Below are 14,059 nucleotides of genomic sequence, written 5' to 3'. Positions count from 1 at the left end.
GGGAGAATGGATGCATGACCGTCTCCCTGCTCGGCGCCACCGAGATCCGCCGCCTGGCCGCCGAACTCGATGTGACGCCCACCAAGAAGCTCGGGCAGAACTTCGTCGTCGACGCCAACACGGTGCGCAAGATCGTGCAGGCCGCCGACGTGCAGCCGGGGGAGCGGGTGGTGGAGATCGGGCCGGGGCTGGGGTCGCTGACCCTCGCCATCCTGGAGACCGGAGCATCCGTCACCGCCGTGGAGATCGACCACCGTCTGGCCGATCGGCTGCCGCGGACCGCCGTCGAGCGCGGCGTCCCTGACGGCGCGCTGACGGTGGTGGATGCCGATGCGATGCGCGTGACCGAGCTGCCCGGCGACCCGACCGTGCTCGTCGCCAACCTGCCGTACAACGTCTCCGTGCCGGTGCTGCTGCATCTTCTGGAGACCTTCCCGCAGCTGCAGCGCGGCGTGGTCATGGTGCAGGCCGAGGTCGCGGAGCGGCTGGCGGCGAAGCCCGGCTCGAAGATCTACGGCGCGCCCAGCGTGAAGGCCGCCTGGTACGGCCCGTGGAACCTGCGCGGCACCGTGTCGCGGCAGGTGTTCTGGCCGGTGCCGAACGTGGACAGCCTGCTGGTGGGCTTTCAGCGCGCACCGGAGCCGCGCGGCGACGAGACCGAGCGCAGGCGCACCTTCGAGATCGTGGATGCCGCGTTCAACCAGCGCCGCAAGATGCTGCGCCAGGCGCTGTCCGGCCTGTTCGGCGGCTCTTCTGCGGCATCCGAGGCTCTGCAGCGGGCCGGCGTCGAACCCACCGCCCGCGGTGAGGATCTCACCGTCGAGGACTATCACCGCATCGGGCGCGTCGCGCCGCGTCGGCAGGACGGCTAGCCTGACGGAGTGACCGTTCCGCGCTTCAGCCCCGACGTCCCCGACATCCACCGGCCCTATGCCGCCGCGGCGGACCGCTATCAGCGCTTCGAGTACCGTCAGGTCGGCGCCTCCGGCCTCTACCTGCCGCCGATCTCGCTCGGCCTGTGGTGGAACTTCGGTGACAACATCCCGATGGACGATCAGCGCACCCTGCTGCGGCACGCGTTCGACAGCGGCATCACCCACTTCGACCTCGCCAACAACTACGGCCCGCCTCACGGGTCGGCGGAGAAGAACTTCGGCCGCATCCTGGCCGAGGACCTCGCCCCGTACCGTGACGAGCTGATCATCTCGTCGAAGGCGGGCTGGGACATGTGGCCGGGGCCTCATGGCGATCTCGGCAGCCGCAAGTACATCCTGGCCAGCGCCGAGGCGTCGCTGAAGCGGATGGGACTCGACTACGTCGACATCTTCTACTCCCACCGCGTCGACCCCGACACTCCCGTGGAGGAGACGATCGGTGCGCTGGACACCCTGGTGCGGCAGGGCAAGGCGCTGTACGTCGGGATCTCGTCGTACAGCGCGGAGCGCACCAGAGCGGCGCTCGCCGTGGCACGCGATCTGGGCACCCCGCTCGTGATCCATCAGCCCTCGTACTCGATCCTGAACCGCTGGATGGAGGACGAGCTCACCGACACTCTGCGGGCAGAGGGTCTCGGCGCGATCGCCTTCACTCCGCTGGCGCAGGGACTGCTGACCAGCAAGTACCTCGCTGACGGCACGGCCCAGCGGGCGCAGCAGCGCGGCTCGCTGTCGCAGAAGCCCCTCGACGAGCAGGCGCTGGCCGTGCTGCGCGGTCTGAACGACATCGCCGAGGCCCGTGGGCAGACCCTGGCGCAGCTGGCGCTGCAGTGGACTCTGCGCGATCCGGTGGTGGTCTCGGCGCTGATCGGCGCCTCGCGGCCCGAGCAGCTCGACGAGAACATCGCCGCGGTCAGCGGTCCCGCGCTCTCGGATGAGGAGCTCGACGCGATCGACGCGATCGCGCACGGCGTGGATGTGAACCTCTGGTCGGTCTCCTCCGATCTGTGACCGTGATCCGCTCGGCGGACCCCCGAGCGGCCGAAGGGAGTCGACGTGAGCTTCGCCCGTCATTCGGATGCCGTGCACGTGCGCGCCCCCGGCAAGATCAACGTGCACCTGGGCGTCGGCGCGCGCCACGAGGACGGCTACCACTCGCTGGCCACCGTGTTCCAGGCGGTGTCCCTGTACGAGGACGTCTACGCCACGGCATCCGACGGCTTCTCCATCTCGGTGGTGGGGGACGTCGACGTATCCGAGGTGCCGCTGGACGACCGCAACCTCGCGCTGCGCGCCGCCCGGCTGCTCGCGCAGACCGCCGACGTCGACCAGGGCGTGCACCTGGACATCCGCAAGGGCGTGCCTGTCGCCGGCGGCATGGGCGGCGGGTCGGCGGATGCGGCAGCCGCGCTGGTCGCCTGCGATGCGCTGTGGGGCACCGAGCTCGGGTCGCGCCGGCTCCACGAGCTCGCGGCGCGGCTGGGGGCCGACGTGCCGTTCGCGCTGCACGGCGGCACCGCCATCGGCACGGGGCGCGGCGACGTGCTCACCCCGGCGCTCGCGCGCGGCCGCTTCGACTGGGTGCTGGTGCTGAGCGAGCAGGGACTGTCGACGCCCGAGATCTACGGCCGGCTCGACCGGATGCGCATGCGGGGTCGGGCGCTCGCCGACGACGCCACCGAACTGCTCGAGGTGCCGCCCGCGGTGCTGCAGGCGCTGCGCGCGGGCGACCCCGCCGAGCTCGCCCCCGTGATGATGAACGATCTGGAGCCCGCCGCGGTGGCGGACCGCCCCGATCTCGAGCTGGCGCTCGCCGACGGGGTGCGGATGGGCGCCCTCACGGGCATCGTCTCCGGCTCCGGGCCGACCATCGCCTTTCTGTGCGCGGGCCCCGAGGCCGCGCGCGCGGTGCAGGAAGAGCTGCGCGCCACGGGGCGCCAGGCGCTGCACGTGCACGGGGCGGTCCCCGGCGCGCAGCTGATGGGGTGACCTCTATCGCACGGGCGCCTTCAGCAGCTCGCTGACGCGGTACGGGATCACCTCGCGCAGGAACAGGCTGGTGGACGTGCGCAGGATGCCGGGGCACAGGCGCACTACCTCCGCGACGCGGTACAGGTCATCCGGGTCGGTGGCGACCACGCGCAGCAGCAGGTCGGTGTCTCCCGCCGGGGCGAAGCACTCCAGCACCTCCGGAACGCGACTGAGCGCGTCGATCGCCGCGCTGATCTTGTGCTGGTCCAGCTCGACCTGGATCGATGCGGAGACGCCGCGACCGAGCGCCGCCGGCAGCACCCGGGAGCTGTTCGCGCGCAGCCAGCCGCTCGACTCCAGACGCGCGACCCTGGCGTGCACCGTGCCTCGGGCCAGGCCGAGATCCTGAGCGATCAGCGCCACCGGCCGGCGCGGATCGGAATCGAGCACGGTCAGGATGCGCCGGTCGGTGTCGTCGAGGTCGGCCATATCGATCACCATCACTTCGGGTCGCGAACTGTGATTGATCGAATCGATCAACCGAATTCCAGTCTATGGTGCTCAGAGCAGCGTCCGTGCTGAGATCAATGTGTCAAATGACTGGTCGGCATCACGAGTGCGGATCGGCAGGCGCTCGCAGAAGCGGTCACGAGCCGTGGACAGGGCGCCGACGGCGGGCGATCAGACCCCGGGAGCGCTGCCGCTAGAATCTCGGCGGCAGCGCTCGGACCGCGCCGCGACCACCGCGGGCGAGGTTGAGCCGGCACCGGAGGTGCTGTGAAGATGGGGTGATGGCTGCACGGAAGGGCTGGCGTGTGCGCCTGGCCGAGGCGATCCACGTCGATGCGTCCTCGCGTCCGATGACAGAGGCGATCCTCTCGATCGACGAGATGCACGCCCGCAGAGTCATCGAGCTGGCGATGCGGATCGCCGAGGCCCTCATCGCCGTCGGGGCGGCGGCCAACGAGGTCGTGCTCTCGGCCACCAGGGTCACGGCCGCGTTCGGCATCCGCCCGGTGCACGTGGACATCACGTTCAACTCGATCGCCGTCTCGTACCACGGCGGGGAATCCGACCTGCCCTTCACGCTCATCCGCGTCGTGCGCGCTCCCGTGCCCGACCATGCCAAGCTGCAGCAGCTGCAGGCGCTCGTGGCGGACATCGAAGCCGGGCTCGACCTGACCGAGGCGCGTCTGCGCTTCCACGTCGTCCGCCGCACGCCGTTCCGCTATCGCCCCGCGGTGATCGTGGCGGCGCAGGGGCTGCTCGCAGTCGGCGTCTGCCTGCTCTACGGGGCGTCGTGGCTGACCACCCTGGTGGCGCTGCTCGCGGCGTGCGGCGCCGCGCTGGTGCAGCGCTGGACGGGCCGGATGCACCTGCCGTTCTTCTTCTCGCAGGCGGCGGGGGCGCTCGTGGTGACGGCCTTCGCCGCGGTGACCAACGTGCTGCGCACACACGGCGTCGCGGTGTTCGAGGACGCCAGCCCCGGACTCATCGTGGCGGCCGGGATCGTACTGATGCTCGCCGGCATGTCGGTGGTCGCGGCGGCGCAGGATGCCATCGACGGCTTCGCGCTGACCGCCGGCGGGCGCATTCTCGACCTGGCGCTGCTCACGCTCGGCGTCGTCATCGGCATCGTCGGCGGCGTCGCCCTGGCCCGCCGTCTCGGCGCCGGCTTCCCGCTGTCCACCGATCCGCCGACGCTCGGCCCCGCCGCCATGCAGATGGCGGGAGTGGTGCTGATCGCCGTCACCGTCGCCGTGTGGAACGGCGCCACCGCTCGCACCATCCTGGTCTCCGCGCTGCTGGGCGGCATCGCCTGGGCCGGATTCAGCGCGGCCGTCGCCGGCGACATCGGCGTGCCGCTGGCCAGCGCCCTGGGTGCGCTGGCCGCCAGTTTCATCGGCACCCTCATGGCGCATCGTCTGCACGTGCCGTCGATCGCGGTGACCACGGCCGCGATCGTGCCCATGGTGCCGGGCTCGGTCGTCTACCGGGGCCTGCTCGCGATCGTGGGGGCGGAGGGCGACACCGTGCAGCTGATCCAGGGCTTCTCGGAACTGTTCCACGCCGGCGCGATCGGCCTGGCGCTGGCATCCGGCGCCTCACTCGGGCTGGTGCTGGGCGCGCCGGTGCGCGACACCCTGCAGAGCGTGGTGCGTCGGCGCGGCCGCATCCGGTGATGCTGCGAGGGCTCAGCGCGCGGGTCGCAGAAGCGCCGTCGGGATGTGCTCCCTCCCGATCACGTCGTGGAGGAGACCTGGGTCGATGAGCTCGCCGTAGCGGATGATGCTGAGATGCCCGTTGGGCTCGAAGATCGCACAGGCTACTTCGGTACGGGCGCGGACTCCCGCGCGGCGGAGGGCGGAGTTCAGTTCCGTCTCCGTCAGATGCATGCGTTTCATCGCCGCCGACAGCGGAGCGCCGTCGGCCAGGACGAGCACGGGCCGCGCGTTGAGCAGGCGCGTGCCGCGTGCGGTCGCGCGGACCTGTCCGAACGCCGCCTCGAGGAGGAACAGCGTAGCCAGCCCCACGACGCCGGAGGCCAGGGTCGGCGTGTACCCGAGGATCACGCGCGCCGCGACGGAGCCGAACATGATCACCAGGATCGCGTCGAAGGTGGACATGCCGTGCAGTGAGCGCGGCCCGAAGAGCCGCACCAGCAGCAGGAACGCGATGTAGATCCCCACGGCGGCGAGCACGACGCCGATCAGATCCATCGGGGTCGCGCCGAGGTGTGTGAGGAGGTCATTGAGAACATCCGACATGCCGAACATCCTCTCACCGGCGCCAGGAGTCCGCCGATCGGATGCGCGAGCTGCAGCTCCGTGGGGATCCTGTGTCCTCCCTCATGCCCGTTGCGTCGGCTCTCGTACCGTGAGAACGTGATCGCGAGATGCGTTCCGACGTGTGGCGCCCCGATCCGGGGGCGGATGCCCGGAGCCGGAGGGAACCGATGATGCGCCACCGCCCTGTCGTGACCGTCGCCGTCGCCGGTGCGATGCTGCTGCTCAGCGCCTGCTCGACGGCGGTGTCACCGTCGCGAACACCGGCGTCACCGGACGGTGGCGCTCCGTCGCCCGAGAGCACCGCTCTCTCGGGCGAGGACATCCGGGCACACATCGCCGATGCCGAGTGGTCCTTCGCGCCCGATGGCCTCCTCGAGCCGTTCACCGTCGAGTTTCACGAGGGGACGGCCACCGACGATTCGGGTCGCACCTACGAGATCGGGACAGGGGTCGAGGGCGATGCTGACGGCGATGGCGTCGTCGATCTCGCGGTGCCCGTCTCGCAGCACGACGGCAACGGCCTCCTGGAGTTGTGGTACATCTGGCTCGGTGCCGGTGACGACACCGTGGCGACGCAGGTGCTGTATCCGATCGCCCGCACGACCCGGTGCGGCGATGCCGTCCACTCGGTCGCCGCAGCCGATCCCGGGTTCCGGATCGAGCAGACGCTCTGGATGCCGCATACCGACGAGGACCGCGACTGCGCCGACGGCGGCACCGGCGCACAGGTGCGTGACGTATCCGTCGACGTGATCGACGGCGTGGCATATCCGATCCAGACCGTACCGATTGCGGCATGGGGAGGCGTCTGCCCGCGCTCGGACTGGCTCGACGGCATCCTCGACGACACGGTCGAGGGGCGCGCCGCCCCGGCGGCAGCTGCCCCCACGGTGTTCGAGGCCGGTGAAGAGGTCGCGGTGTACGAACTGCCGAGTGCGACCCTTCTCACGAGGGACGGGGTGAAGTTCTTCGGCTTCCAGACCGCGGACCCCACGGCGAAGTCCGGCGCCACCGATGCGACGGCCGTGATGATGCACTGCGCGTTCGCGGGCTGACCTGTCCGTGAACCCACCCGCCCGCTCGGTAGAGTGAGGGGATATGGCGCATCTTCTCGGGGCCGAAGGCCTGCACCTCGAATACCCCACCCGCGTCGTCTTCGACTCGGTCACCCTCGGCATCGAGGAGGGCGACCGCATCGGCATCGTCGGCCGGAACGGCGACGGCAAATCGAGCCTGATCGCGATGCTGGCGGGGCGTCTCGACCCGGACGGCGGCCGGGTGACGGTGCGCGGCGGCACGACCATCGGTGTGCTCGACCAGGCCGACACGCTCGACGACGCGCTCACCGTCGGCACGGCGGTGGTCGGCGACGCCCCCGAGCACGAATGGGCCGGCGACGCGAAGGTGCGGGACGTGATCGCGGGGCTGCTCGCGGACCTCGACTGGGAGGCATCCGTCGCCTCGCTCTCGGGCGGGCAGCGTCGGCGCGTGGCGCTGGCGGCGCTGCTGACCGGCGACTGGGACGTCCTCGTGCTGGACGAGCCCACCAACCACCTGGACGTCGAGGCGATCACCTGGCTCGCGGGACATCTGAAGACCCGTTGGGCGCGCAATGCCGGGGCGCTGCTGGTGGTCACCCATGACCGCTGGTTCCTGGACGAGGTGTGCACCGCCACCTGGGAGGTGCACGACCGGATCGTCGAGCCCTTCGAGGGCGGGTACGCGGCGTACATCCTGCAGCGCGTCGAGCGCGACCGGATGGCAGCGGCATCCGAAGCGAAACGTCAGAACCTCGCCCGCAAGGAGCTCGCCTGGCTGCGCCGCGGTGCGCCCGCGCGCACCAGCAAGCCCAAGTTCCGCATCGAGGCCGCCAACACCCTGATCGAGGACGTTCCGGAGATCCGCAACAAGACCGAGCTGCAGTCGCTGGCCGTCTCACGGCTCGGCAAGGACGTGGTCGACCTGCTCGACGCCGGTGTCGCCTACGACGGCCACGAGGTGCTGAAGGATGTGGAGTGGCGCATCGCGCCGGGGGAGCGCACCGGAATCCTCGGTGTGAACGGCGCGGGCAAGTCCACGCTGCTCGGGCTCGTCGCCGGCACCACCGTGCCCTCCAGCGGTCGGGTCAAGCGCGGCAAGACCGTGCAGGTGCGCACGCTCACCCAGCGAACCTCCGAGCTCGAGCAGCACTGGGACGACCCGGTGCGCACGGTCATCGAAGGCCTGCGCACCTCCTACACCTTCGGCGCCGGCTCCAAGGCGCAGGACCTCACCCCGGGGCAGCTCCTTGAGCGGCTCGGGTTCAGCTCCGCCCAGCTCTCCACCCGGGTGAAGGAGCTCTCCGGCGGCCAGCAGCGCCGGCTGCAGCTGCTGCTGGTGCTGCTCGATCAGCCGAACGTCCTCATCCTGGACGAGCCCACCAACGACATGGACACCGACATGCTCGCCGCGATCGAGGACCTGCTGGACTCCTGGCCGGGAACGCTGCTGGTGGTGAGCCACGACCGGTACTTCCTGGAGCGGGTCACGGATCAGCAGTACGCGGTGATGGGCGGCCGGCTCCGGCATCTGCCGGGTGGAGTCGACGAGTATCTGAGGCTGCGAGCGGCGCAGAGCACCTCCCGCTCGTCGAGCGAGGAGCGCAGCGACGAGGCGGAACGCGGCGGGCGAACGGCATCCGCCCCCGCCCTCTCCGGCGCCGAACTACGCGCGGCTGAGAAGGAACTCGCCTCGCTGGAGCGGCGGATGCAGAAGCTGAACGACCAGGTCGATCGGGCCAAGCACGCTCTCGCCGATCACGATCAGTCCGATTACGCCGGACTGGGCGAGCGGATGAAGGCGATCCAGGCGCAGCAGGACGAGGTGGCGGAGCTCGAGCTGCGCTGGTTCGAGCTCACCGAGCAGCTGGGCTGAGCCGCGGTGGCGCGGAACCGCTCGCCGCCGCGCCGGTGAACCGGGAGAGCAGCGCGAAGAAGGCGAACGACAGCACACCGGCGCAGACGCCGGTCAGCGCCATCGCCTGTGCGAGCCCCTGCGCGCCGGGAAGCGCGCCGGAGATGGCGGCGACCGCACTCGGGCCGATGGTGGCGCCTGGCCCGACGCCGAAGAGGACGAGCGCGCCGCCGGCGAGACCGCGCAGCTCATTGGGCAGGTACAGCATGAGGAACGCGGGCACGCCGGTGCCGATGAACGCGCTCGCCGCCACGCCGATCCCGAACACGGCCGCCCCGCCCGCGCCCGTGGGCATCAGCGCCATCGAACCCGCGGCGCCGAGGACGACCGCGGCCAAGCCGATCGCGACCGCTCCGCGTCGGTTCCGGCGCCGCAGCAGCTCGATGACCCAGCCGGCGAGAACGGCGCCGACGATCCCGCCGACGAACATCACCACGCCGACCATGTTGCCGACCACGAGCTCGCTCAGCCCGTAGCGGCGCATCAGCGCGGGCGCGGCCCACACCTGCAGCAGCGATGCCCCGACCTGCGCGAAGGCGTAGCCGATGAACAGCGGCCACAGGACCGGCGCGTGACGGCGCAGCTCGCTGAAGAGAGCGCGGGTGCTGCGCGTGCCGGCGTCGGTCTCGGTGCGCTCCGGCTCCCGGAACCGGATGAAGAAGGGGATCAGGAGCACGCCGGCCGCGGCGAAGATCAGCACGGTGACCCGCCAGGGCTCGGTGTCGATCACGGCGGACATGGCGGTGAAGACCACGCCGCCCAGGACGAAGCCCAGCGCGGCGCCCAGGGACTGCCCGATCGTCAGCGCGGCGACGGCGGTGCTGCGCCGCCGTCGCTCGGTCAGGTCGGCGGCCAGGCTGAACGGGGCGGTGATGAGCACCGCCTGCACGCAGCCGATCAGCACTTTCGCGACCGCGAGCAGTGCGAAACCGGGGGCGATCACGATCAGCACGAGCGCGAGCGCCCAGGCGATCAGCGCGATGAGGATCATCCTCGCCCGGCTGAAGCGGTCCACGAGCAGACCGATCGGCAGGGCGCAGACCGCGAAGGCGATGGTCGGGAAGGCTCCCTGCAGCAGGCCGAGCTCGGCGTCGGAGAACCGCAGATCGCGACGCATCGGCTCGATGAGCAGACTGATGAGGCTGGTGTCCATCAGCAGCAGCGCGGAGGTCAGCACCAGCAGGACGAGGGCGCCGGTTCGCGTCCTTCGGGGAGTGGGGCGCACGGCGGTGGGCGCCCCGTCGACGGTGGTCATGTGTGCACATCCTTCTGCGGCCGGACGGCCTCGGTCGTGGTGGAACCGCGGGGACAGACGACGACGTCGGTCGCTTTGGGCTACGGCATGTAGCCTAAAACTAGGGCCGAGGTCACCGGAGCACAAGACCCAGTTCCTGAACTGTTGCGGTTGCCGGCGCCCGGGTCGTAGAGTGATCCGCTACATGATGTAGTTCTGTGCGAGGAGGCCGGAATGGGACGCGCTCGTGATGCTGAGCTGGAGCAGCGGCTGCTGGCGGCCGCCTGGGAGGTCGTGACGGCGTCCGGGTACGACACCCTCTCGTTCGCCCGGGTCGCCGAGCGCGCCGGTGCGCACCGCACGGACATCTACCGGAGATGGGACAGCAAGGCGCAGCTGGTCACCGCTGCCATGGCGGCGCATCTGCCCGGCGTGCCCGAGTTCGACACCGGGTCCCTGCGCGGAGACATCCGCGCCTACCTCGGCGCGCTGTGGCAGTCGTGGTCCGCCGACTGGGTCGATGTGGCGATCGGGGTGCTGGCTGACCTCGACGCCGAGGCGGAGCGGACGTTCCGCACCATGACGCTGCGGCGAGCCCAGCCCCTGCGCGACGCCATCGTGCGCGCGGTCCGCCGGGGCGAACTCGTCGACATGCCCGAGCCCGCGATGCTGGGAGACCTTCTCGAAGGGCCGCTGATGCATCGCCGGCTGGTCGGACGGCAGGTGATGACGCTCGACGAGCTGGATGCCCTGGCCGACATCGTCCACGGCCTCATGGGCGCGCGGGTGACGCGATGAGCGCCCTGCACGATCTCTCCGCGGCGGAGCAGCGCCGGGCGCTGCGCACTCGCGAGGTCAGTTCGCGCGAGCTGACCTCGCACTACCTCGAGCGGATCGAACGGCTCGCGGGACCGCTCGGCGCCTTCGTCACGGTCGTGCCGGAGAGCGCTCTGGCCGAGGCGGACCGTGCCGACGGGCTGCTCGACGCGGGTGAGGGCGGCCCGCTGACCGGCCTGCCCCTGGGCGTGAAGGATCTGCACGCCACGGCGGGCATCCGGACCACGGCCGGGTCGCCGGCGCTCGCCGACGTCGTCCCGCCGCGTGATTCCTGGACGGTGGGGCTGCTGCGCAGTGCCGGGGCGGTGCTCGTCGGCAAGACCAGCACGTCGGAGCTCGGCTCCACCTGCTACACCGAGGACTACGTCACCGGTCACGCGGCTGTCACTCCCTACGACACCTCGCGCTACTCGAGCGGTTCGTCCGGCGGCGCGGCGACCGCCGTGTCCGCGGGCCTGCTCCCGTTCGCGCACGGCAGCGACAGCGCGGGGTCCATCCGCACACCGGCCGCCACGTGCAATCTGGTGGGCGTCAAGCCCAGCCGCGGGCTGGTGAGCATCGCGCCCGCCTCGACCTTCATGGCGATGGGCACCGAGGGGCCGCTGGCCAGGACCGTGGAGGACGCCGCGATGCTCCTGGAGGCGATGGCGCGGCCCTGGGCCGGCGACCTCTACGGCTGGGAGGCGGAGGAGAGCCTGACGGCGTCGCTCTCCCGTCCGCCGGAGCGTCCGCTCGTGATCGGGATGTGGACCGATACCGGGCTGGACGGAGTGGACGAGGGCCAGGAACTGACCGCAGCGATCCGGCGCACAGGTGACGTGCTGCGCGCTGCGGGGCACGAGGTCCGCGAGATCGGCATCCCCGCTCGCCTCGACCCCGCCGTCGTCGACGCGCTGCGCACGTGGCTGACCTGCGCGGTGGCGACCTCCGCCGGCATGACGGCCCCCGAGGAGCGATGGGTCGGCTACACCGAGCTGACGCGGTTCCTGATGCAGCGCGCCCAGGCGCTCTCCGCCGCGGACCTGATGGTCGCGCAGGCGCGCCTGGCGGGCTACGCCAGCGCGTTCCTCGCGGCGTTCGACGAGATGGATGTCGCACTCACACCCGTCACGGCCGCTCCGCCGGTGCGGATCGGCCACTTCCTGGCACAGGGGATGGATGCCGTCCTCGACAGAATGCTGGACTGGTCGTGCCCCACGCCGTGGGCGAACCTCACCGGTCAGCCCGCGATCGCGCTGCCCGCCGGATTCACCACGACGGGGCTTCCGCTGTCGGCTCAGATCGTGGGCCGTCCCCGCTCGGACGTGCTGCTGCTGCGCCTGGCGGCGCAGATCGAGGCCGCGCAGGAGTGGCACCTCGTCCACCCCGCCGCCTGGGAGGAATGAGAGACGGATGATGAGCCGAGACGACCTCGCGGACCCACGCTCGCTCGACCCGGGGACGGGCCTGACCGAGCACTTCGCGCAGCTGCCGGACGGACGGCGCCTGCGCACCCTGCGCTCGGGCCGGGGGCAGGGCCCGCTGGTGGTGTTCGAGGCGGGCATGAGCGCACCGGCCGCCGAGTGGCTCGCCGTGCAGCGGGCGGTCGGCGCCCGCGCCCGCACCCTCTCGTACGACAGGTCCGGCTACGGCGGCAGCGACGACGATCCGCACCCGCGCACGCTCCAGCGGATGGCGGACGACCTCGACGCCATGCTGGCGGCGAGCGGCGAGCACGGACCCCTCGTGCTGGTGGCGCACAGCTGGGGCGGCCCGATCATCCGCGCATTCCTGCGCAGCCATCCGGAGCGCGCGGCGGGAATCGTGCTCGTCGATGCATCGCTGGCCGCCACGACGGTCACCCGCACGCAGGTGACCCTGGGGCGGGCATCCTTCCGCCTGACCTCGCTGATGGTGAGGTTCGGCGGCGCCTCCCGCGTGATCCGGATGGTGCTTCCGCACGGGCCCGCCCCCGAGCTCGGCGACGAGGACATGGCGATCCTGACCAGGGACTACGCGTCGGTGCGCGCGATGCGCACCGGCATCCGCGAGATGGCCGAGGTGCTGGCGTCGGGGCCGTCCCTGCGGCGCTGGGAGGCGGATGGCCTTCCCCCGGTCCCGGTCATCGCCCTCCAGGGCGGGCGGGCCGAGAAGGGAGCGGCGGCACGGCGCTTCCGCGAGCGGTTCAACGCGGATGCCGCGGCCGCCCTCTCCGGACACCCGCACGGACGCGTCGAGATCGTGGCGGGCTCGGGGCACCTGATCCCGCAGGAGCAGCCGCGAGCGGTCGTCGACGCGATCCTGGAGGTGCTCGGCACCGCGGGCCGGCGCGGCGAACAATAGCGGCAGACAGGATGCTGTGACGTAATGTGACGGGCCGATTGCCGGGCGCGCGGGGCGGGCACGTAGCGTTCTGACGTCCCCCACGAGAGGAAGAGACCCGACCATGTCCCGCCGCACCACCACCCTCGCCGCCGCTGCCGTCGCGGCAGCTGCGCTGATCGCCTCCCTGACCGGCTGCGCCTCGAATCCGGCATCCGACCCCGGCTCCGCCGACTCGAAGACCGAGACCGTCAAGATCGGCGTCGTCGGCAAGGGCGACGCGCAGTGGCCCGCCTTCGTCGCCGCCGCGAAGAAGGAGGGCATCGACGTGGAACTGGTCGACTTCGGCTCCTACGAGCAGCCCAACCCCGCGCTGACCGAGGGGGACCTCGATCTGAACCAGTTCCAGCACATCGTGTACCTCGCCCAGTACGACAAGGCCTCCGGTGAGGACCTGCAGCCGATCGGCGCCACCGCGATCTACCCGCTCGGCCTGTACTCCAAGAAGTACGACGACGTGAAGGACATCCCCAAGGGTGAGACCGTGGCGGTTCCGGACGACGCCTCGAACCAGGCGCGGGCGCTGCTCGTGCTGCAGTCGGCCGGTCTCGTCGAGCTGAAGAGCGGCGGCACGATCGTCAGCGACCTCGCCGACGTCGACACCGCGAACTCGAAGGTCAAGGTCACCGCACTGGAGGCGGCGCTCATCCCGACCGCGCTGCCCGACGTGGCCGCCGCGATCATCAACAACGACTTCGTCGAGGACGCCGGACTCTCCTTCGAGGACGCGATCGCGCAGGACGACCCGTCCGATCCCAACGCGCTGCCGTACGTGAACATCTTCGCCGCCCGGGCGGACGACGTCGACGACCCCACCTACAACAAGCTCGTCGAGATCTTCCAGACCGACCCCGCCGTGCAGAAGGGGCTGCAGGAGTCGTCCGGCAACACCGCGGTGCTGCTGAAGACGCCGGCCGCCGACCTGCAGAAGTCGCTGAAGGACGTGCTCGAGAACACCGTCATCGACGAGAAGTGACCTC

The 14,059-nt window shown here is 71.1% G+C and carries 13 protein-coding genes; 10 read left to right on the top strand and 3 right to left on the bottom strand.

Annotation, left to right across the window (positions count from 1 at the left end):
- The first annotated feature begins 14 nt into the window (after positions 1-14).
- The 3 genes from rsmA to Q9R19_RS13895 are packed head-to-tail and all read left to right on the top strand — an operon-like array spanning position 15 to position 2,924.
- Positions 15-872, top strand: a complete 858-nt coding sequence (rsmA, locus tag Q9R19_RS13905) for a 16S rRNA (adenine(1518)-N(6)/adenine(1519)-N(6))-dimethyltransferase RsmA (RefSeq protein WP_311256989.1) — start codon at positions 15-17, stop codon at positions 870-872.
- Positions 873-881: 9 nt separating this feature from the next.
- Positions 882-1,946 (top strand): L-glyceraldehyde 3-phosphate reductase, encoded by a 1,065-nt coding sequence (gene mgrA / locus Q9R19_RS13900; RefSeq protein WP_311256988.1) that lies wholly within the window; start codon positions 882-884, stop codon positions 1,944-1,946.
- 45 nt (positions 1,947-1,991) lie between these two features.
- Complete coding sequence (locus Q9R19_RS13895; RefSeq protein WP_311256987.1) at positions 1,992-2,924, top strand: 4-(cytidine 5'-diphospho)-2-C-methyl-D-erythritol kinase; 933 nt, start codon at positions 1,992-1,994, stop codon at positions 2,922-2,924.
- Between the two features lie 3 nt (positions 2,925-2,927).
- Here the strand turns inward: Q9R19_RS13895 and Q9R19_RS13890 are convergent, their stop codons facing one another.
- Positions 2,928-3,395 (bottom strand): Lrp/AsnC family transcriptional regulator, encoded by a 468-nt coding sequence (locus Q9R19_RS13890; protein ID WP_311256986.1) that lies wholly within the window; start codon positions 3,393-3,395, stop codon positions 2,928-2,930.
- A 302-nt stretch (positions 3,396-3,697) separates the two neighbouring features.
- Here Q9R19_RS13890 and Q9R19_RS13885 point away from each other — a divergent pair, with 302 nt between their 5' ends.
- Positions 3,698-5,089, top strand: a complete 1,392-nt coding sequence (locus Q9R19_RS13885; RefSeq protein ID WP_311256985.1) for a threonine/serine exporter family protein — start codon at positions 3,698-3,700, stop codon at positions 5,087-5,089.
- 12 nt (positions 5,090-5,101) lie between these two features.
- Here the strand turns inward: Q9R19_RS13885 and Q9R19_RS13880 are convergent, their stop codons facing one another.
- Positions 5,102-5,674, bottom strand: a complete 573-nt coding sequence (locus Q9R19_RS13880) for a YetF domain-containing protein (protein ID WP_311256984.1) — start codon at positions 5,672-5,674, stop codon at positions 5,102-5,104.
- A 188-nt stretch (positions 5,675-5,862) separates the two neighbouring features.
- On the opposite strand from Q9R19_RS13880, the gene Q9R19_RS13875 reads away from it, so the two are divergent.
- Positions 5,863-6,750 (top strand): hypothetical protein, encoded by an 888-nt coding sequence (locus Q9R19_RS13875; RefSeq protein WP_311256983.1) that lies wholly within the window; start codon positions 5,863-5,865, stop codon positions 6,748-6,750.
- A gap of 43 nt (positions 6,751-6,793) precedes the next feature.
- Positions 6,794-8,608, top strand: coding sequence for an ABC-F family ATP-binding cassette domain-containing protein (locus tag Q9R19_RS13870; protein WP_311256982.1), 1,815 nt, complete (start codon positions 6,794-6,796; stop codon positions 8,606-8,608).
- Here the strand turns inward: Q9R19_RS13870 and Q9R19_RS13865 are convergent.
- A complete protein-coding gene (locus tag Q9R19_RS13865; RefSeq protein WP_311256981.1) occupies positions 8,589-9,902 on the bottom strand; it encodes an MFS transporter in 1,314 nt (437 codons plus the stop codon). The genes Q9R19_RS13870 and Q9R19_RS13865 overlap by 20 nt on opposite strands.
- A 213-nt stretch (positions 9,903-10,115) precedes the next feature.
- Here Q9R19_RS13865 and Q9R19_RS13860 point away from each other — a divergent pair, with 213 nt between their 5' ends.
- The 4 genes from Q9R19_RS13860 to Q9R19_RS13845 all read left to right on the top strand — a co-directional run bounded on the left by Q9R19_RS13860 (position 10,116) and on the right by Q9R19_RS13845 (position 14,055).
- A complete protein-coding gene (locus Q9R19_RS13860) occupies positions 10,116-10,679 on the top strand; it encodes a TetR/AcrR family transcriptional regulator (protein WP_311256980.1) in 564 nt (187 codons plus the stop codon).
- Positions 10,676-12,103 (top strand): amidase, encoded by a 1,428-nt coding sequence (locus tag Q9R19_RS13855; RefSeq protein ID WP_311256979.1) that lies wholly within the window; start codon positions 10,676-10,678, stop codon positions 12,101-12,103. Before Q9R19_RS13860 ends, Q9R19_RS13855 begins: the two co-directional genes overlap by 4 nt.
- A gap of 7 nt (positions 12,104-12,110) precedes the next feature.
- On the top strand, positions 12,111-13,040 hold the full coding sequence (locus tag Q9R19_RS13850; protein ID WP_311256978.1) for an alpha/beta hydrolase: 930 nt from the start codon (positions 12,111-12,113) through the stop codon (positions 13,038-13,040).
- Positions 13,041-13,143: 103 nt separating this feature from the next.
- Entirely contained in the window at positions 13,144-14,055 is a 912-nt protein-coding gene (locus tag Q9R19_RS13845) for a MetQ/NlpA family ABC transporter substrate-binding protein (RefSeq protein ID WP_311256977.1), read from the top strand.
- Positions 14,056-14,059 lie beyond the last annotated feature (4 nt).

It is taken from the genome of Microbacterium sp. ARD32 (genome assembly GCF_031844385.1).
Lineage (GTDB): Bacteria > Actinomycetota > Actinomycetes > Actinomycetales > Microbacteriaceae > Microbacterium.
The sequence above is the reverse complement of the archived record's forward strand: the minus strand, read 5'-3'. Positions and strand labels throughout refer to the sequence as shown.